Genomic DNA, 17951 nt, shown 5'->3' with positions numbered 1-17951 from the left:
CTGTTAGGTCACCAACTCCAAGACGGCGTCAACGATACGACGCGCGGCGCCGGCCGGTGTGCGTGCTCTGGCGGCTGCCGCCGCCGTGCGCCTCCAGCCGGGCTCCAGTGCGCTTGCCCAGGCCTCGGGAAGGCGGGCGAGTTCCCGCTCCTCGACCACCAGCCCGGCCCCAGCGCCCTCCACAGCGCGGGCGTTATGCAGCTGGTGGTTCTCGGCCGCGGTGGGCAGCGGCACCATGACGGTCGGCACGCCGTGGTAGGCGGCCTCCGAGAGCGTGCCCACCCCCGCCCGGGTGATGGCCAACGCGGCCGCGGACCACGCCAGGGTGGCGTCCAAGTAGGGTTCTGCGTGATAGGCGGGGCTGGTGACGGTGTGGCGCACGTCCTGGATCCAGCGTGGGCCCGTCGAGTGCAGCACGACGTGCGGGCCCTCGAGGGTTGCCGGGGCCTCCAACTCGTCGAACGCCGCCGGGACGGCTCGGTTAAGGGCCAGGGAGCCTTGAGACCCGCCCATCACGAGCGTGACGACGGCGCCGCGCGGCAGGCCGAGGCGCTCGAGCGCCTCGTTCTTCTCGACGCTGTCCTCGCGCACCGGGTAAGGCACCACCAGGGAGCGCCGCGGCCGCACGTGCGCCAGCGCCTCTTCCTGGGCGGCCACGAATAGCCTGGACGAGGAGGCGAACCAGCGGTTCACGCGGCTCGGGTAGGCGTTACCTTCGTGCAGCACGAGCGGCACGCCCAGCGTGCGTGCGGCGACGCAACCGGGCAGGGACGCGAAACCGCCGAAGCCCATCACGAGGTCGGGTGCGAAGGACCGGGCGAGGCGCCTGGCGGTCCACAGTCCGGCGGCGGCCCGGTAGGCCTGCCTCGGGTCCGGACGCTGCCGGTCCCACTTGCCCGTGCTCACCCCCATGAACTCGAAGCCCGCCTCTGCCGTCAGACGCTCCTCCATGCCACCCACACCCCCCATGACGGCCACCCGAACGCCGCGCGAGAGCGCCTCTCGTCCCACCGCCAGGGCGGGGTAGATGTGCCCACCGCTGCCTCCCGTGGCGAGCAGCAGCTTGAGAGGCCCGCTCACGCGCGTTGCGCGGCGCCGCGAGTGGCCCGCGCCCCGGGGTGCGAGCCTTGCTCCGCCGCTGCCCCCGCCTCGCGCGCTTGGCGGCTTGCGAGGTGCAAGAACCCGAAGGCGATCGCCACCGAGATCTGCGAGTTCACCCCGTAACTCACTCCGGGGAGCGGCATGCCGGTCACGGGGAACATGCCGGACGCCACGAGCAGGTTGATGCCCGCCTGGCCGCAGACGTACGCGGTGGCGCCGGCGGCCAGCAGGGCGGCGGGGCCCGTGACGCTGCGGGCGATGGAGAACCCGTACCAGGCGAGTAGCGCGTACAGCGCGATGAGCGTGATCACCCCAAGGAAGCCGAGAGAGTGGGCGATGGAGACCGCCACGAAGTCCGTTTCGGCCTCCGGCACGGGGACGCCCCGGCCTGCGCCGACCCCCAGCAGGCCGCCGCGACCGATGGCGGCGAGCGCGCGAAGTGCCTGGTACGAGAGGTCCGCAGCCTGCGACTGCGTGCCCCAGCGGTCGAAGTAGCCCACCATCCGCTCGCCGATGTAGGTGAACTGGCTGAGCACCGTGCCCGCCAGGAGCGACGCCGTGACGGCCGCCGTGAACATGATGGCGATGACGCGGCCGAGCGTGGCGCCTGCGGCGATCATGATCGCGACCGCGAGGACGAAGACGAACGCGGCCGTGCTGAGGTCGGGTTCGATGACGATCAGGCCCGCGGTAACGCCGATCACCAGCATGGGCCGCCAGATCTCCCAGTTGCCCAGGTGGTTGTGGAAGAAGGCCGCCAGGTACGCGATCACCGCGACCTTCATGAGCTCCGACGGCTGCACGCTGAAACCGCCGATCAGCAGCCAGCGCTTGCTGTCGCTGCCGGCCGGCGAGACGCCGACGACGAGCACGAGCACCAGGGCGACCAGTAGCGCTACGAAGGCGTACGGTGAGAGCTTCACGACTTGCTTCGCCCTTAGCCGACCAACTATCAGGGTGATGGCGAGGGCCGCCACGACCCTCAGCGCCTGGGGGAGCGCCTCTTCGGGTTTCGCCGCGGTCACGCCCACGATGCCCAGCACGCCGAGCGTCACCTGGATCGACAGTAGGAGTCGGTCGTTCATGCGTCGGCCTCGAGTGGTGGGCGCCTGGCGTTGGCGGCGTTGGCGGCGACGGCCTCCCGGAAAGCCGCCGCGCGATCGGCGTAGTCCTCGAACTGGTCGAACGAGGCCGCGAGCGGCGCGAGGAGGACGTTTCCGGCGCCCCCGTGGTGGGCGTTCAGGTGCTCGAGCGCGGCCGCGACGGCGGCGCGCATGGCGGGGCGGCCGCGCGGCTCGCTTACCAAGACGGTGGGCACGAGGTCGCCGAAGGCTGCCTGCAGGGCGGGCCCGCTCGCTCCCAGGGCAACGAGGAGGTCGACCTTCTCGGCCACCAGGCCAGCCAGGCCGCTGACGTCGGCTCCCTTCGCCTGGCCCCCGGCGAGCCACACGAGTGGTTTGGGCGTGGACCTGAGCGCCGCGGCCACCGCCAGGGGCCGGGTGGCGATGGAGTCTTCGAGGAAGCGCACGCCGCCCACCTGCCCCGCTGCCGAGTAGCGCCCCGGCAGCCCGGTGAAGGCGCGGAGGCCCGCCGTGATGGCGCTGGGGTCGGCGCCCACGGCCGCGCAAGTCAAGGCCACGGCGAGCGCGTTGGCGACCTGATGCTCGCCCAGGACGTGAAGTTCGTCCGAGTGCACCAGGGGCGCGCCGTCCATCACCAGGCGCCCTCCCAGGTTGCGGTAGGCGTCGGCCTCGTGGGTAAGGGAGAAGCGGCGGACGTTGACGCCGGCGGCCTCCGCCTCGGCGGCCCAGAGCCTCAAGATCTCATCGTCGTCGTTGGCGACGAAAGTGGTGCCGGCGCCTAGGTTGGCCAGCAGGTTGCGCTTGGCGGCGTGGTAGGCGCTCACCGAACCGTGGCGGTCGATGTGGTCCTCGCCCAGGTTCAGGAGCACGGCCACGTCGGGTTTGAAGGTGGGGCAGCGCTCCAGTTGGAACGAGGACATCTCGACTACGTGAACGGCGCCCGGCCTGGCGACCGCCGCCAACGCCGGCTCGATGTTGCCGCCCGCCACGGCGTCCATGCCGGCCGCCGCCAGGGTATCCGCCGTCCAGCGCGTGACGCTGCCCTTCCCGGCCGTCCCGCTGATGCCGATGTAGACGCCGGGCGTGGTGCGCCAGACCCACTCGACCTCGCCGATGACCAGGGCACCCCGCGAGCGCAGCGCGTTCAGGTCGGGGTGGTCGATGGGTACGCCCGGGGCGGCTATGACCAGGTCGTAGTCGTAGTCTTGGCCCGATTCCGAGGCCGAGGGTGCGGCGGCGCGGCGGGAACCGAGGTCGAGGGCCTCCGCGACGTCGGCACCGCCCTCGCGCAGCTCGAAGAAGGCGGTCCTACTCTCCTTGCCCAAGCGCCTGAGCACGGCCAGGCCCGAACGGCCGAGGCCGTAGACGAGCACCTCGCCCCTCACGCGGGCACCTGGCGGATGGCGAGGGCGAGGGCGACGCAGAACGCCGTGACGAGGTAGAAGCGCGTGACCACGCGCGTCTCGCTCCAGCCGCTCAGCTCGAAGTGGTGATGCAGGGGGCTCATGCGCAGGAGGCGCTTGCCGCCGGTGCGGCGGAAGTAGCTGACCTGGACGATCACGGAGAGGACTTCGAGCACGGGGATGGCCGCCACGAGGGGCAGGTACCAGACGGTGCCCTGCAAGATGGCCAGGCCCGCCACGGCGGCACCCAGCGCCTCGGCGCCCACCCCGCCCATGATGGTGCGCGCCGGGTGGCCGTTGTACCAGAGGAACCCGAGCAGCGCCCCCAGCAGGGCGGCGGCGAGCGGCGACCCGATGAAGAAGAGGAGCACGATGGCGGTGACGCCGGCAGCCAACCCGTCGAGCCCGTCGGTGAAGTTGAAGGCGTTGATGGCGCCGACGATTACCAGGGCGAACGCTATGACGTCGAGCCAGCCCACGCCCAGGAGCGCGGCTCCCGTGCTTACGGCCCACCACGAGAACGCAACGGCCAGCAGTCCCTGGACGATCAGCCGGTAGCGCGCGCCAAGGCCCCCACCGTCTTCGGTCGATTGTCCCAGCGCCGCGCGGCGCTTGCGCGCGAGGCCCAGCCAGTCGTCGAAGAGCCCCAAGAGGCCCGACCCGATCACGAGCAGCACGAGCGCGGTCTCACTGCCCGATGCGAGGCCGCCGAACGCCGCCCACACGAGTACGGTGGCGGCGAGGAACGCCACCCCGGCCATGGTCGGGGTGCCGGACTTCCCGAGGTGGCTCTGGGGCCCCTGGGGCCTTATGGCCTTGCCCCAGCCCGCGTGCTTCGCAAGCTGCACGAAGACGCCCGTGAACACTAGGCTGGCGGCGCCCGCCACCAGGAGGCTCAGCACGGTTCCACCGCCGCGGCCTCGGCCGTGGCCTCGGTAGTGGCCCAGGTCCCACGCGCCGCGCGTTCCTTTATCGCGGCAGCGAGGCGCTCCATGCCCATCGACCTGGAACCCTTCACCAGCACCGTGGCGCCTTTGGGAACCCGGCCCAGCAGGTCCGAAGCCGCGAGGGCGTCGACGGCGCGGACGGCCTCGGGGTTCGTTTCAAGCAGGGCGGCGCTGGCCCGCCCCACGGCGACCACGAGGTCGATGCCGCGGCTGAGCTCACCGGCGCGCAGGTGGGCGCCTCGCTCCTGGGTGCCCAGTTCGAGCATGTCGGCCAGGAACGCGGCGCGGGGGGCGGGCGCTTCCCGCAGCACTGCCAGCGCCTCCTCGAGGGACGCGGGGTTGGAGTTGTAGGAGTCGTCCAGCAGCGTGACGCCCTGCAGGCGCAGGCGTTCCAGCCTGCCGGGCTCGAGGCGCGCCTGGCGCACGCGCTCCACGGCCGCTGCCGTGGTGACGCCCAGCTCGCGGGCCATGGTGAGGGCGATCAGGGCGTTCTGCGCCATGGCGCGCCCGGGCCAGGGGAGGGTGGCGGACGCGCGCTCGCCGCCGGCCTCCCAGGTGAGCAGGGCGCCGTCGGCTAGCGGTGCGCTGACGCCCACGACGCTCGCCCTCGCGCCGGCGGGCAGCGCCTTGTCGCCGCGCCCCACGCTGACGACCACGGTTCGCTCCAGCGTCTCCTTGCCGAGGTAGGCGGCGGCGTCGGCCGCGGCTACCGTCACGCCGGGGGTGCGGTCGAGGAGCAGGGTCTTCTCGCGCGCGACGCCCGCCACGTCGCCGAGGGCGCTCAGGTGGCTGGCGGCGATGGCGGTGAGCGCCGCGTGGTCGGGCCGCGTGAGGTCGACCAGCTCAGCCATCTCGCCGGGGTGGTCGATGCCGAGTTCGAGGACGAGGGGCGCGCCGCCGCTCGGCGTCTCCTCGTCCTCGAGCGCCGCGTCCACCAGCAGGCGTGCGAGGGCGAAGTGGGTGTTGAGGTTGCCGGGCGTGGTCCTGGCCTGGAGCGCGGCGGCAAGCATCGCCTTGGTGCTGGTCTTGCCGGCGGAGCCGCTGACCGCGATGACGGGCGCGCTCAGGCGTTCGCGGGCGGCGCGCCCGAGGGCGAGGAGGGCCCCGCGGGCATCGTCGACGAGCAACCCGCGCCGGTGGGGGCGGTCCGACACGACGAAGGCTGCGCCCCGTTCGAGGGCCGAGCCGGCGAAGTCGATGCCATGACCGCTGGCGCCTGGGAGCGCGAAGAAGGCGTCGCCGGGTCGGACCGAGCGGCTGTCGAAGGCGATGCCGGTGGCGTCGGGCAGCTCCTCGACGGGCTCGACCGTGTTCAGGAGCCTCACAAGCGCGCGAACACTCAGGAGCGGCATGACAACATCCTCCACACGTTGATTATCTTACACAACATACTGCTTATAGGTCATGGCTCATGGGTCGCTGGCCGAACCGCTCAGGGGGCGCTCGCCACGGCCTCGACCTTCGGCGCAACGCCCCAGTGCGCCACCACCTCACTGCCGACAGCGCGGAAGATCGGTGCCGCGACGTAGGTGCTGGTGCTCTTCGCCTCGGGCTTCATGAGCATGACGACCATGACGACCTCGGGCTTCTCGATCGGGAACATCCCGGCGAACGTCAGCGCGTAGTCGTCCGGCAGGTAGGTGCCGGCGGCGGCGTCGTAGACGTCGGCGGTGCCGGTCTTCCCACCGGAGTTGACGCCGGGGATCCGCGCCTGACGCAGGCCCCCCGTGTCCATCACGTGAGCAAGCATGCTGCGGACGCCCTGTGCCACCTCGGGCGCCAGAACGCGGTGCGGGGCAGGCAACTGCTCCCCTTCGACCATGCTCGGCGGCACGTAGATGCCGTCGTTGGCGAAGACGCTGTACGCGGCCGCGAGCTGCAGCGGCGTGAGGGAGACGTTCTGGCCGATGCTGTTCGACGCCTGGTCCTGGGGCACCCAGCGAGTCCAGTCGTTGACGATGCCCGTGCGGCTCGGGATGCTCTGCTGGTCCAGATCGTGGCCCAGGCCGAAGCGCCAGAACCAGTCGTGAAGCTGGGCGGGCTGGAAGCGCGACCCCAGGTGGATCATCGCCGAGTTGCTGGAGTACGCGAGCACGTCGGGCACGCCCAGGAGCGCGTCGTGGCGGGCAACGTCGCGGAACGTCTTGGTGCCCACGCGCAGGGTCATGGGCGCCTCGATTAGTTCGTCCGGTGACAGCAGCCCCGATTGGAGCAGGCCCGCCACCACCAGGGGCTTGATGACGGAACCGGGTTCGTACACCTGCTGGAATGGGCGGTTGAGCATCTGTGTGCGGCTCGCCGACTGCCAGTCGTTGGGGTCGTAGCTCGGGTAGCTGGCGGCGGCGAGCACGCGCCCCGTACCGACCTCGAGCACCACGGCGGCGCCGCTCTCGGCGGAGTGCTGGGCGGCCGCGGCCGCCAGGTGGGCCTCGGTCGTGGCTTGCAGGACTGGGTCGATGGTGAGCCTAACGTCCTGGCCCGTGGCCAAGACGCTGTCGAGGGTGTACTCCACGCCTTCGAGGCCGTAGCGGCCGTCGGGCTGCAGGGCGCCCGTGAAGCCGAGGATCGGCGCCGCCAGGCCGCCCTGTGGGTAAGTGCGTTCCAGCGCGCTGCCTTCGGCCAGCACGCTGCCGTCGCCCGCCAGTAGCCTGCCGCGCACGATCGGCTCCGTGGGCATGGGCGGCAGGTCCGTGAAGCCGCGTTGCTGTAACAGGAAGCCCACGAAGGCCGCCAGCAGGGGGAGCAGCGTGCCGGGCAAGAGGAACCAGACGCGCTTGAACCTGAGCGGTGCCGGGGCAGCGGCGGCCTTGCGCGAGGCGCCGGTGCGGAGCTTCGCCGGGTCGGCGTGGTCGTTCCAGGCGTGGGAGCCGCCGGACCGGGGAAAGGTGGCGGGAGTCGCTCCGGTGGGGGTCGTCAGCGCCATACGGTTCTGACCTCCAGCGAGGGGGCGGGCAGGGGCGGGAGTTCTACGGTGTCGCGCGCGACCATGATCGTCGGGCCGCCCTCGGGAACGGGCACCATCCCGGCGGTGCGCGCCCACTCGGCAACGGCCGGCGGGCCTGTGACCGCGTTGGCGCCGAGACGCGCCCGCGCCACTGAGGTGGTGAGGTCGGTCTTCTGCGCCATCAGGTCGAGCTGCCTATGAAGGAGGCCCTGGTTGATGCTGCCCATGACCGCCAACACGAGGAGGAGCACCAGGTAGGCGGGCAGCGCGAGGCGGAAGGCGGCGGGCAGTTGCCGGTTCATGGCGCGACCTTCTCGCCAACGCGGAGCTTCGCGCTGCGCGCGCGGGGGTTGGCCTCGATCTCTTCGGGGGTGGGCTCCAGTGGCCGCTTGTGAACCGGCGCCATGCGAGGCGAGTCCTTGAGGAACTGCTTGACGATGCGGTCCTCGAGGGAGTGGTACGAGAGAACGACGAGGCGGCCCGCCGGCTCCAGCAGCCGGGCCGCCGCCTCGAGGCCCTCCTGTAGGGCCCCGAGCTCGTCGTTGACGTAGATCCGTAACGCCTGGAAGGTGCGCCTTGCCGGGTGCTCGCGCCGGGGGCCGGGGGGGTAGGCCGAACTCACGAGCTCGGCCAGCCGGCTGGTCGTGGTGATCTTGGACGCCTCGCGGCCCTCGACTATGCGCCTGGCCACCCGGCGGCTGTGGCGTTCCTCGCCGAAGCGGAAGATGATGGCCGCCAGGTCCTCGAAGGAGTAGTCGTTCACCACGTCCGCGGCGCTCGGGCCCTCGGTCCCCATGCGCATGTCGAGGGGTCCGTCCTTGCGGAAGGCGAAGCCGCGGTCGCCCTCGTCGAGCTGCATGGACGAAACGCCCAGGTCGAGGAGCACGCCATGGACCTCGTCGACCCCAAGGGCGGCGACCAGGCCCTCCATGTCGCGGAAGTTGCCCGCCGCGAAGCGCAGTTCGCCGGGCAACGCTTCTGCACCGATGGCAGTGGCGTAATCGAGGGCCGCGGGGTCTTGGTCTATGGCGGCGACGTTCACGCCGCGGCCAAGGAGGAGCCGCGCGTGGCCGCCGGCCCCGAAGGTGCCGTCCACGCACCAGGCCCCCTGGCGCAGCGCGAGACCCTCCCAGGTCTGAGCGGCCATGACGCTGACGTGCGGCGTTTTCACGTGGAGCTGCTCGGTGGCAACGCTCATCCGATCAACTCCCTCAGGAGCTCGGGAGCCGGGGGGTTCTCCTGCACGGCGTCCAAGCTCGTGAGCCACAGGTCCTCGTTCCAGATCTCGAGTCGGTTGGGCGCGCCGACCACCACGACGTTGCCGTCGGCGCGGGCGAACTTGCGCAGTGGCGGAGGGAGGGTGATGCGGCCGGCCGAGTCGAGCTTGGCCTTCGCGGCGCCCGAATAGAAGAAGCGCACGAAGCTGCGCGATTCGGGGTCGGTGAGGGGCAGGGTGGTCAGGTACTGTTCGATGCGCTCCCAGTTGGTCAGAGGGAACACGAAGAGGCAGGCGTCGAGGCCGCGCGTGACGATCATGCCGTCCGCGACGAAGTCGCGGAAGGCCGGGGGGACGATGACGCGCCCCTTGTCGTCGACGCTGTACTGGTACTCCCCGAAAGGCATCTTTGCGGCTCTGCTCCTAGCGCCGACCAAGGTGCGTTCGTGTCGTCCTACACGCGGTTACCTTGCTCGTCGACCGAGATGCGAGACTCTACCACACTCCCCCACGTTTTCCCACCCTCAACCCAGAGAAAGCCTGAAATGTACGATGTCTCCCACTTACGCTTGGGCTTCGCCCGTTTCCTCCCCACCCGCACCCCACTCGAGGGCTGCAGCGAAGCCGCGCCGCCCTCGCGCCATGGGCGCCAGGTAGCGCCACGCTTGCGCTTGGCCGCGGTCGTTGCGTGGAGTAAGTGGGGGCAGGGGGAGGAAATAGTTGCGGCCCCTTGCGGGGCCGCGGGCTGGTGGGCTGGTAAGCCGGGTTCTGTCGGCCTCTACCCGAGGGTGGAGGCGTCTGGCCATCTATCTCGGACGCGCGTCGCCGCGCGCCTCCAGCGGTCAACCCGGAGATCTTGACGAGCCGGGCAGGCTCTCTCTCCCTATCGGACCTTGCACCGGGTGGGGTTTACCTAGCTGCCCCTGTTACCAGGGGCACTGGTGCGCTCTTACCGCACCGTTTCACCCTTACGCGCGTGGCGCCGAGGCGGCACGCGCGCGGTCTGCTTTCTGTTGTACTTGCCGTCGCCTTACGCGCCCAGCCGTTAGCTGGCACCCTGCCCTACGGTGCCCGGACTTTCCTCGACGCGCTTGCACGCTGGCCCCCTCTGCGGAACCGGGTAGGTCCCAGGGAAACCGGCGCCGTGCGCACGTCGCGGCCAGACCGCCCACACAGCCACCTAGTAGTGTAGCAGAGCCGACCAGCACAAAACCAAGCGCGCAGGACAGGTCCCACGCGCTTGGCCTCGAACCAGGCCCTAAGCCCGGACTTACTGCTGGCGGTAGTCGGTTACGACGATGTCGCCGTCGATGATCTTCTGCTTGACGTCGTTGACGGCTTCGACGAGGTCGGTCGGGAGGAGGGCCGAGTTGTACTCGTCGACCGCGTAATCCACACCGTCCTCGGCGAGGCCGAGGTTGACGACGCCGCCCGTGAACGTGCCGTTGACGACGTCCATGACGGCCTCGTAGGAGGCCACGTCGACGCGCTTGAGCATGCTCGTGAGGCCGAAGTTGAGGGTCGTGGGGTCGGAATCGGTGTCGCCGAGCGGGTTCTGGTTGCTGTCGACGCCGATGAAGAAGATCGGCTTGGCGTCGCCGCCGCACTTGGCGTCGTAACCGGCCGGCTTGGCGATGTTCTCGAGCTGGGCGTCGATCGGGGTGGGGCGCGTGGCGCCGCTCGGGACGAAGCACTGCTTCTCGTTGACGAAGTCGATCACGCCGTTACCGGAAGCGCCGGCGGCCGCGTAGATGATGTCGGCGCCCTGGGCGTTCTGGGTGCTGGCGAGTTCCTTGGCGCGTGCCGGGTCGTTCCAGGCGTCGGGCGTGACGCCGACGTAGTTGCTGATGATGGTGCAGTCGGCGCAGGCGGCCTTGACGCCCTCCTGGTAACCGAGGTCGAAGGCGCGGATGAGGGGCACGTCCATGCCGCCCACGAAGCCGACGATGCCGGTGCGGGTGAGGGTGCCGGCGATGTAGCCGACCAGGAACGAGCCTTCCTGCTCCTTGAAGAGGACGCTGCGGACGTTGTCACCTTCGGCGACCGCGTCGATGATCTCGAACGAGGTGCGCGGGAACTCCTTCGCGGCGGCCGTGATGGCGTCGGCCTGCGAGAAGCCCGGCGCGACGATGAGCTCGGCGCCCTGCAGCGCGATGCGGCGCTGGCCCTCGCCGGCGGTGGCGGGGGTACCCTCGAACTCGATGACCTCGACCTCGTTGCCCGCGGCCTCGAGTTCCTTCTGCGCGCGCTCGACGCCGCGCCACGTGCCCTCGTTGAAGGACCGGTCGAACTTGCCGCCGGCGTCGTAGACGATACCGAAGACGTAATCTTGCGCCATGCCCATGGTGAGCAGGAGTGCTGCGAGTAGAACGATCATTTTGCGCATAGTGGTTGGTCTTCCTCCCGTAATCTGAGGTCTTGCCCGAATCCGGATTCCGCCTGGGGAACTCGCTCGTCATGAGTCGTGCGCCCTGGCGGTGGTGTAACGCTCGGATGATACCAGATGCCCCGGCACGCAACTTGAGTGCTCGGGGCGGCGTCTTTACTCAGCGCTTAGACAGCGGCGACGTCCAAGCAAAGCGCACGAACCCGTGCTCATGAATCGTGCACACGCCGGCTGCCGCCGCTCCCGCGGTCTAGAAGACGATCCTGCTCCAGTCGAGCTCGTCCAAGTTCTGGAACAGGTCCACGTGCTCCAGGAGTGACCCTGCCGACTGGTTACGGAACATGGCGGCCTCGACGTGCTTCCCGAGGCGCTTCACGGCCTCCACGAGCTCGACGTAGTCGCCGTCTCCCGAGACGATGAGCGCCGTGTCGTAGGCGTTCTGATACGCCAGCGACAGCGCCTCCACGGCGATGGCGACGTCTATGCCCTTCTCGACCATCGAGCCGTCGGGCCGGCGGTGAAGCTTGCCGAACCGCACGGTGACATACGGGATGCGCCGCAGCGAGTCGAAGAAGCGCGCCTGGCCCTCGCGGAGCTCCTCGTCGTAGTCCTCGGTCAGCGGCGCGTTGTAGTAGTACGTGCGGAAGAGGGGCCGGTCGCGCAGGAGCTGCTGGATCAGCTCGGCCAGGTTGACGCGAGTGTTGCGTAAGTTCTCGCGCATGCCGTTGTAGAGGTTGCTGCCGTCGACGAAGATGGCGACGCGCTCGCCCGGCACGACGCCGCGCGGGAGCCCCGTCTGGCGGCGTTGGCCGGCCGGCTCGGCTCGCTCTTTCGCCTTTGCTCGTCCGTTGCTGTCTCGTTCCATAACTTGGTGAGATACCTTCCTTGGTTCGAGGGTGAGCGCGTGTTCGGATCCTCACGCCGTCATCGCCGGTCGCCAGTGTACCCGTTAAGAACCAGGGCCACCGCTATGATTCGGTGGTGAGAGACGATCTTGCAGCAGCCAGACTCGAGAGTTTCGAGCTCGACCACGACCGCGTCCGGGCCCCCTACGTGCGCCTGGCGGCAAAGCACACGGGCGAGAAGGGCGACGTCGTTACGAAGTTCGACCTGCGCCTGGTGCAGCCTAACGAGGCCGAGATCCCGACCGCCGCGCTCCACACCATCGAGCACCTGATCGCCGGGTACTTGAGGGCAGCGCTACCCGAGGTGGAGATCGTGGACGCCAGCCCCATGGGCTGCCGAACCGGCTTCTACCTCACCGTCCTGGGCGAACCTGCGGAGGAGCGGGTGCTGGAGGGCTTCGCCGCAGCGATGCGCGCGGTCGCCGCGCACGAGGGGCCCGTGCCGGGGTGCTCCCGTAAGACGTGCGGCAACTGGCGCGATCACAACCTGGAGGGCGCACGGGCGTGGGCAGCCAGCGTGCTGGAGCACGAGATCATCGTGCAGCCCACCGTGACGATCGGTGCCTGAGGGCACGTCGCCCCAAGCCCTCTGCTGAACAAAGACATGTAGGTCTGCGCTCGTTTCACGCAGCCATCAATTCTCTCATGAGAACACGTGACATGATTTCCGGCATGGAACGCAAGCCGCTCATCTTGATAGTCGAGGACGAGAAGGAGATCGCCAAGTTCATTGACCTCGAGCTGCAGGCCGAGAGCTACGAGACGGTGGTCAGTTATGACGGGGTGACCGGACTGTCCAAGTTCCGGGAGCTCAACCCCGACCTGGTGGTTCTCGATCTGATGCTGCCGGTGTTGGACGGGCTCGAAGTAGCGCGGCGCATCCGCAAGACGAGCAACACGCCCATCATCATCCTGACGGCCAAGGACTCCGTAGACGACAAGGTTACGGGGCTCGATTCCGGAGCCGACGACTACCTGGTCAAGCCCTTCTCCATCGAGGAGCTGCTGGCGCGCGTTCGCGCCCACCTGCGGCGCGTCAACCCGGCCGTGACGGGCGAGGTGCGCGTGGTCGACCTGGTGATGAACCTGGACGGTCGCGAGGTGTTCCGTGACGGCCGGCGCATCGAGCTGTCGGCCAAGGAGTTCGAGCTGCTCGAACTGTTCGCCCGGAACCCCGGCAAGGTCTTCAACCGCTTCGAGATCGAGGAGAAGGTCTGGCCCGAGTACACCGGAGGCAGCAACGTGGTGGACGTCTACGTGGGTTACTTGCGGCGCAAACTCGAGCAAGATGGCGAGCGGCGCCTGGTGCACACGGTGCGCGGCGTCGGCTACGTGCTCCGCGAGGAATAGCGGAGCAGTACGGTAGAGCCTTGAGACTTCGGCTACAACTGACGCTCGTCTTCGGTGCCTTCATCGCCGTCATCTTGTCGGCGGTAGCGGTATCGGTGTACGTGCTCACCGAACGGTCGCTTAGCGTAGGCATCACCGATCAGGCGGATCGAGCGTTGGCGGAGCTGACGTCGGGCACCTCGACGATCGCTCAGGGCGTGGAGAAGTTGCCCAGCGACGCGCATTATCAAATCCTGCTCGTCGGGCCGGCAGGGCGCGTTCCCGACTCCCCATCCGACTTCCGTGGCAGCGTCACGTGGGCCTCCAACAGCGGCATCGTGTCGTCGCTTCCCGATTCGGCCGTGCAGTCGCTGCTCGACACCGGGCAGATGACCGAGACGGTCAACGTGAAGGGGGAGAGGCTCAGGGTCCTCGGCAGGCTGTCGACCGTCAACTTCACGACCGGGGTCCCCAGCGTGCAGGCGGCGTTCCTCGTGGGCATCCCCGCGTCGCTCATGTCGCAGACCTTGGAGCAACTGGCCCGGGACCTCATCGCAACGGTGTTGATCGCCTTCATAGTCTTCGCGCTCGGGGTCTGGCTATTGTCGGAGAGGGTCCTCACCCCCCTCAAGCGCGTCACTGCCGCCGCCGGCCTCGTCTCGGTATCCGACCTTTCGAAGCGCGTGCCGGTGCCCAACAACCGCGACGAGATCCGCGACCTGGGGGTGACCATCAACCACATGCTCGACCGCTTGCAGGAGTCGTTCGAGACCCAGAGGCGCTTCACCGCAGACGCCAGCCACGAACTGCGCACACCCGTGACGGCCATCGGTGGGCACGTGAGCTACCTCCTCAGGCGCACTAACCCCACCTCCGACCAGCTAGATTCGCTGGAGGTCATCCAGCGCGAGAGCGAGCGCATGGCCAAGCTCGTCAACGACCTGCTTGAGCTTGCGCGCGCCGATGCTGGGTTCACGGTGCACCTCGAGCCCATGAACGTGGTCGAGGTGGTGGAGGCCGTCAAGCAGGAGGTCGCGCCGGTGGCGGGTGCGGCTAGCATCGAGGTCAGGTCGACCACCCCGCTGGCGGAGGTCATGGGCGACTTCACGCGCCTCAAGCAGGTGCTGCTCAACCTCGTACAGAACGCCTTGAACGCCGGCGCCAACAAGATCACCATCGCCGTCAGGCCCGAACGCACCCAAGTTCACATCGAGGTGCTGGACGACGGCTCCGGCATCCCCGCCGACGCGTTACCCCACCTATTCGACCGCTTCTACCGGGTCGACGGGGCGCGCTCCGTGCGCGGCAACGGCAGTGGGCTCGGACTGGCCATCGTCAACTGGATCGTCCAGCAGCACGGCGGGAGCGTCGAGGTTGAGTCGCGGATCGGGGAGGGTTCGGTCTTCACGGTCACGTTGCCCGCCCTCGACGTTCGCGCCACCAGCGACCTCACCGCCAACGTGCGGGCGACCCTCGTCGACAGCGTCATGACGCGCGTGCGGAACCAGCCGCAGTAACGGCGGTCGTTCGCGGCGGCCCTTGGCGCGAACGGCCACGGCGTGAACGACCTAGGCGGGAACGTCCACCACGCGAACGCCCGCGCCCTCGACCACGGTGCCGACCTCGTAGAAGGTCGGTACGGCGCCGTCCAACGGGCCTGCTACGGCACGGACCTCCTCGACGTCCTCCGCCCTCACGACCAGCACGAAACCGATGCCCATGTTGAGGGCCTCGAAGGCCTCGGCGTCCGCTAGGCTCCCGAGACGCACCAGGTGGCCGAAGATGGTGGGTTCGGGCCAGCTGCCGCGCTGCAACACCGCGCCCAAGCCGGCCGGCAGCGCTCGCGGCAGGTTGCCGGGTAGCCCGCCGCCCGTGATGTGAGCCATGGACTTCACCAGTCCGGTGGCCAGGAGCGGACGGACGACAGGCAAGAAGCTGAGGTGCTCCGCCATCAGCGCCTCGCCCACGCTGCGGCCCAGCTCGGCGCCAGGCAGGGGTTCATGCAAGGCGTCGCCCACCAGGTGGCGTGCCAGGCTGAAGCCGTTGGTCTGCAGCCCGCCCGAAGCGAGGCCGAGTAGGGCATCGCCCGGCCTCACCGCGCTTCCATCCACCACGGCCGAGCGCTCGACGATGCCCACTATCGTGCCGGCCACGTCCAACTGGCCCGGCACGTAGACCCCGGGCATCTCCGCCGTCTCGCCGCCCAGGAGCGCCATCCCCGCCTCGCGGCACGCTTCGGCCACGCCCGTGACCACCTCGCTGACCACGGCAGGCTCCAGCTTGGAGGAGGCAACGTAGTCGAGGAAGAAGAGGGGCTCGGCGCCCTGCACGAGGATGTCGTTCACGCAGTGGTTCACGAGGTCGCGGCCGATCTGGCGGTAACGCCCCATGGCGGCGGCTACGACGGTCTTCGTGCCTACGCCGTCGGTGGACGCCACTAGCACGGGCCGGGAGTAGCCTTCCGGCATGGCGAAGAGGCCCCCGAACGCGCCCATGCCCTTGAGCACGTTGGGCGTGTAGGTGCCGGCCACCACCTCGCCGATGCGCGTGAGCGTTTCCTCCGCGGCGCGCAGGTCGACGCCGGCGTCCTTGTAGCCCTTGCCACTAGCCGTCATGGCCGCGATTCTATCGTCCTGGCGCGTCGGGGCTAGACTGACCGCAGTGCCCAATGCCATCGACGTGCTGCTGCCACTGCCGCTGGCGCCGCTGACGTACCTACCGCCGCCGCAAGGCGACGGGCCGCGCGTTGGTCAACGCGTGGTGGTCCCCTGGCAGGCCGGGGTGAGGATCGGCGTCGCCGTGGACGTGCGCATGGTGGACGCGGGCCGGGGCGTGGAGCTGCGGCACGCCCTGCACGCGCTGGAGGCCCACAGTTGGCTGGCCGCGCCGGCCATCGCCACGATCATGGGCGTGGCGCGTAACTCCGGCCTGCCCGCCGGTTTGGTGCTGGCGACCCTCAACCCACCGGGCATCCAGCAGGAACTCGTGCACCAGGTTCGCCTACACGAGGCGGCGGCCTCCTACCTGCTGGCGCTCGGAGTCGAGGTCGCGGCCGAACTGGCGAACATGGACGAGTGGTCGCCGGCCGCGCTGTTACCGGCCAAGGCCCTGGAGGAACTCAGGAAGCAAGGGCTGGTTGACGAGCGGGGCGTGCCCGCCGTGCCCACGCGGCGCGTCCTGGCCCCCGTGCGACCCCCGGATGACGACCTGGAGGGCGCCCGGCGGCTGGCGCAGAGGATCGCCTTGGAGCGGCTCCTCGAGTTGGGCCAAGTGGAGAGCGCGACCGGCCTGGCGGCCGACGCGGAAGTGAGCGTGAGCGCCGTCAGGACACTCGTCGCCAAAGGGTACGCGGAGTACCAGGAGGTTCCCGAGCCCGAACCGCCGCTGCTCCAGCCGGACCAGCCCCATGAGCCGCTGCCCGAGGCGCCCGCCGAGTTCGTGCCGCCGGCGGGTGACGGCGCCGTAGTGGGCGGGAAGCGCAGAACACGGCTGGCCGCCCTGCTCCCGCGCCTGAGGGCCGACCTGAAGGACGGGCGCAGCGTGCTGGTTCTGGCGCCGGAGACGGGCATGGCCAGCGAGACGGCTGGGCTGCTTTCGGCCTCCCTGCCCGTCGCGCTGCTCACCGGCGAGGCCACCGACCGTCAACGCGTGCGGCTCTGGAGCGAGCTCATAGGCGGCGGTCCACAGGTACTGGTGGGTACCTACCTCGCCCTGCTCGCACCCTTGGCCGACCTGGGCCGCGTGGTGTTGATCGATGCGGGCAGTAGCGCCTACAAGCTCCAATCCGGTTCGCGCACCCTCGTGTCGAAGGCGGCCAGGGCCCTTGCGCGCGCCTCCGACGCCGCGCTTACTCTCCTCGACGTCGCTGCCGGTCCCGACCTCGTGACGCAGGTTCACGCTGCCGCGCGGCGCGACCTCCCGCTGCCGCGCCTCCGCCTGCACGTGGCCGACCTCAACGGCAGCGGCAACTGGCCCGTGCACCCGGACCTGACGCGCACCCTCAAGCAGGTAGTGGAGAGAGAACGGCAGGCCGTCATCCTCGCCCCGCGGCGCGGTTACTCCGGCTCGCTCGGGTGCCAGGACTGCGGTTGGCAGGCACCCTGCCCGAACTGCGACCTCACCCTGCGCTACCACCGCGACGAGGCGATGTTGCGCTGCCACCAGTGCGGTCACGAGGAACGGCCCCCCGAGCGGTGTCCGGCCTGCGGCGGCACCCACGTGGGGCCGCTGCGTGGGGCAGGCACGCAGTGGGTGGCCTCGCAACTGCGCTCCAGCCTCGGCGGGTTCCCCGTGTACCGCTACGACAAGGACCAGCGCGAGGACGTCGGCCAGTTGCTGGCGGGCGAGCCCGGCATCATCGTGGGCACCCTCTCGGTGCTCGGGCTGCCGCCGCTGCCCCGCTTGTCCCTCATAGGAGTCACGCACTTCGATACCCACCTGGCAGCCGCCGACTTCCGCTCGGAGGAGGAGGCGACGCGCACCCTGTTGCGCCTGGCCGAGCTGAGCGCGGACCGCCAGCCGCTACTGCTCGTGCAGACGTACTCGCCCGAGCACGAGCTGCTGGAAGCGTTCGGTGCGGCCGAGCCGGCGGCCGCGCTCGAGGTGCTCCTCGGTCGGCAGCTAGCAAGGCGCAAGCGT

16 protein-coding genes and 1 other RNA gene are annotated in these 17951 nt (G+C 69.7%); 4 read left to right on the top strand and 13 right to left on the bottom strand.

The features are described 5' to 3' along the window. Positions 1 to 3 precede the first annotated feature (3 nt). The 12 genes from ROY82_06455 to ROY82_06400 all read right to left on the bottom strand — a co-directional run bounded on the left by ROY82_06455 (position 4) and on the right by ROY82_06400 (position 11944). A complete protein-coding gene (locus ROY82_06455) occupies positions 4 to 1080 on the bottom strand; it encodes a UDP-N-acetylglucosamine--N-acetylmuramyl-(pentapeptide) pyrophosphoryl-undecaprenol N-acetylglucosamine transferase (GenBank protein ID MDT3682103.1) in 1077 nt (358 codons plus the stop codon). Beyond that, entirely contained in the window at positions 1077 to 2186 is a 1110-nt protein-coding gene (locus ROY82_06450) for an FtsW/RodA/SpoVE family cell cycle protein (protein ID MDT3682102.1), read from the bottom strand. The genes ROY82_06455 and ROY82_06450 overlap by 4 nt, the downstream gene beginning before the upstream one ends. Continuing rightward, positions 2183 to 3568, bottom strand: a complete 1386-nt coding sequence (murD, locus tag ROY82_06445; protein ID MDT3682101.1) for a UDP-N-acetylmuramoyl-L-alanine--D-glutamate ligase — start codon at positions 3566 to 3568, stop codon at positions 2183 to 2185. The genes ROY82_06450 and murD overlap by 4 nt, the downstream gene beginning before the upstream one ends. Further along, positions 3565 to 4488 (bottom strand): phospho-N-acetylmuramoyl-pentapeptide-transferase, encoded by a 924-nt coding sequence (locus ROY82_06440; protein MDT3682100.1) that lies wholly within the window; start codon positions 4486 to 4488, stop codon positions 3565 to 3567. The genes murD and ROY82_06440 overlap by 4 nt, the downstream gene beginning before the upstream one ends. Further along, positions 4482 to 5885, bottom strand: a complete 1404-nt coding sequence (gene murF, locus ROY82_06435) for a UDP-N-acetylmuramoyl-tripeptide--D-alanyl-D-alanine ligase (protein MDT3682099.1) — start codon at positions 5883 to 5885, stop codon at positions 4482 to 4484. The genes ROY82_06440 and murF overlap by 7 nt, the downstream gene beginning before the upstream one ends. Before the next feature lie 80 nt (positions 5886 to 5965). Next, complete coding sequence (locus ROY82_06430; protein MDT3682098.1) at positions 5966 to 7456, bottom strand: penicillin-binding protein 2; 1491 nt, start codon at positions 7454 to 7456, stop codon at positions 5966 to 5968. Continuing rightward, entirely contained in the window at positions 7447 to 7779 is a 333-nt protein-coding gene (locus tag ROY82_06425; GenBank protein ID MDT3682097.1) for a hypothetical protein, read from the bottom strand. The genes ROY82_06430 and ROY82_06425 overlap by 10 nt, the downstream gene beginning before the upstream one ends. Then, entirely contained in the window at positions 7776 to 8675 is a 900-nt protein-coding gene (gene rsmH / locus ROY82_06420) for a 16S rRNA (cytosine(1402)-N(4))-methyltransferase RsmH (protein MDT3682096.1), read from the bottom strand. Before rsmH ends, ROY82_06425 begins: the two co-directional genes overlap by 4 nt. After that, positions 8672 to 9100: a division/cell wall cluster transcriptional repressor MraZ gene (gene mraZ, locus ROY82_06415; GenBank protein MDT3682095.1), complete on the bottom strand. Its 429-nt coding sequence runs from the start codon at positions 9098 to 9100 to the stop codon at positions 8672 to 8674. Before mraZ ends, rsmH begins: the two co-directional genes overlap by 4 nt. A gap of 335 nt (positions 9101 to 9435) precedes the next feature. Continuing rightward, positions 9436 to 9868: RNase P RNA component class A (rnpB, locus tag ROY82_06410), an RNA gene on the bottom strand. Positions 9869 to 9963: 95 nt separating this feature from the next. Further along, on the bottom strand, positions 9964 to 11079 hold the full coding sequence (locus tag ROY82_06405) for a BMP family ABC transporter substrate-binding protein (protein MDT3682094.1): 1116 nt from the start codon (positions 11077 to 11079) through the stop codon (positions 9964 to 9966). A 250-nt stretch (positions 11080 to 11329) separates the two neighbouring features. Then, positions 11330 to 11944: an NYN domain-containing protein gene (locus tag ROY82_06400; protein MDT3682093.1), complete on the bottom strand. Its 615-nt coding sequence runs from the start codon at positions 11942 to 11944 to the stop codon at positions 11330 to 11332. A 116-nt stretch (positions 11945 to 12060) separates the two neighbouring features. Between ROY82_06400 and ROY82_06395 the strand changes: the two genes are divergently transcribed. The 3 genes from ROY82_06395 (at position 12061) to ROY82_06385 (ending at position 14830) form a co-directional block, all read left to right on the top strand. Then, positions 12061 to 12552 (top strand): S-ribosylhomocysteine lyase, encoded by a 492-nt coding sequence (locus ROY82_06395; GenBank protein ID MDT3682092.1) that lies wholly within the window; start codon positions 12061 to 12063, stop codon positions 12550 to 12552. Positions 12553 to 12656: 104 nt separating this feature from the next. After that, positions 12657 to 13334, top strand: a complete 678-nt coding sequence (locus ROY82_06390) for a response regulator transcription factor (protein MDT3682091.1) — start codon at positions 12657 to 12659, stop codon at positions 13332 to 13334. A gap of 20 nt (positions 13335 to 13354) precedes the next feature. Then, positions 13355 to 14830 (top strand): HAMP domain-containing sensor histidine kinase, encoded by a 1476-nt coding sequence (locus tag ROY82_06385; protein MDT3682090.1) that lies wholly within the window; start codon positions 13355 to 13357, stop codon positions 14828 to 14830. A gap of 51 nt (positions 14831 to 14881) precedes the next feature. Here the strand turns inward: ROY82_06385 and purM are convergent, their stop codons facing one another. Next, positions 14882 to 15928 carry a phosphoribosylformylglycinamidine cyclo-ligase gene (gene purM / locus ROY82_06380; protein ID MDT3682089.1) on the bottom strand — a complete coding sequence of 349 codons (1047 nt, stop codon included), beginning with the start codon at positions 15926 to 15928 and terminating at the stop codon, positions 14882 to 14884. Positions 15929 to 15974: 46 nt separating this feature from the next. Between purM and ROY82_06375 the strand changes: the two genes are divergently transcribed. Further along, positions 15975 to 17951, top strand: a 1977-nt coding sequence (locus ROY82_06375; GenBank protein ID MDT3682088.1) for a hypothetical protein, incomplete at its 3' end; no start/stop codon positions are given.

Origin of the sequence: Truepera sp. (genome assembly GCA_032027045.1) — a bacterium.
In the GTDB taxonomy this organism is placed as follows: domain Bacteria; phylum Deinococcota; class Deinococci; order Deinococcales; family Trueperaceae; genus JAAYYF01.
This window is presented reverse-complemented; position numbering and strand designations above follow the sequence as displayed.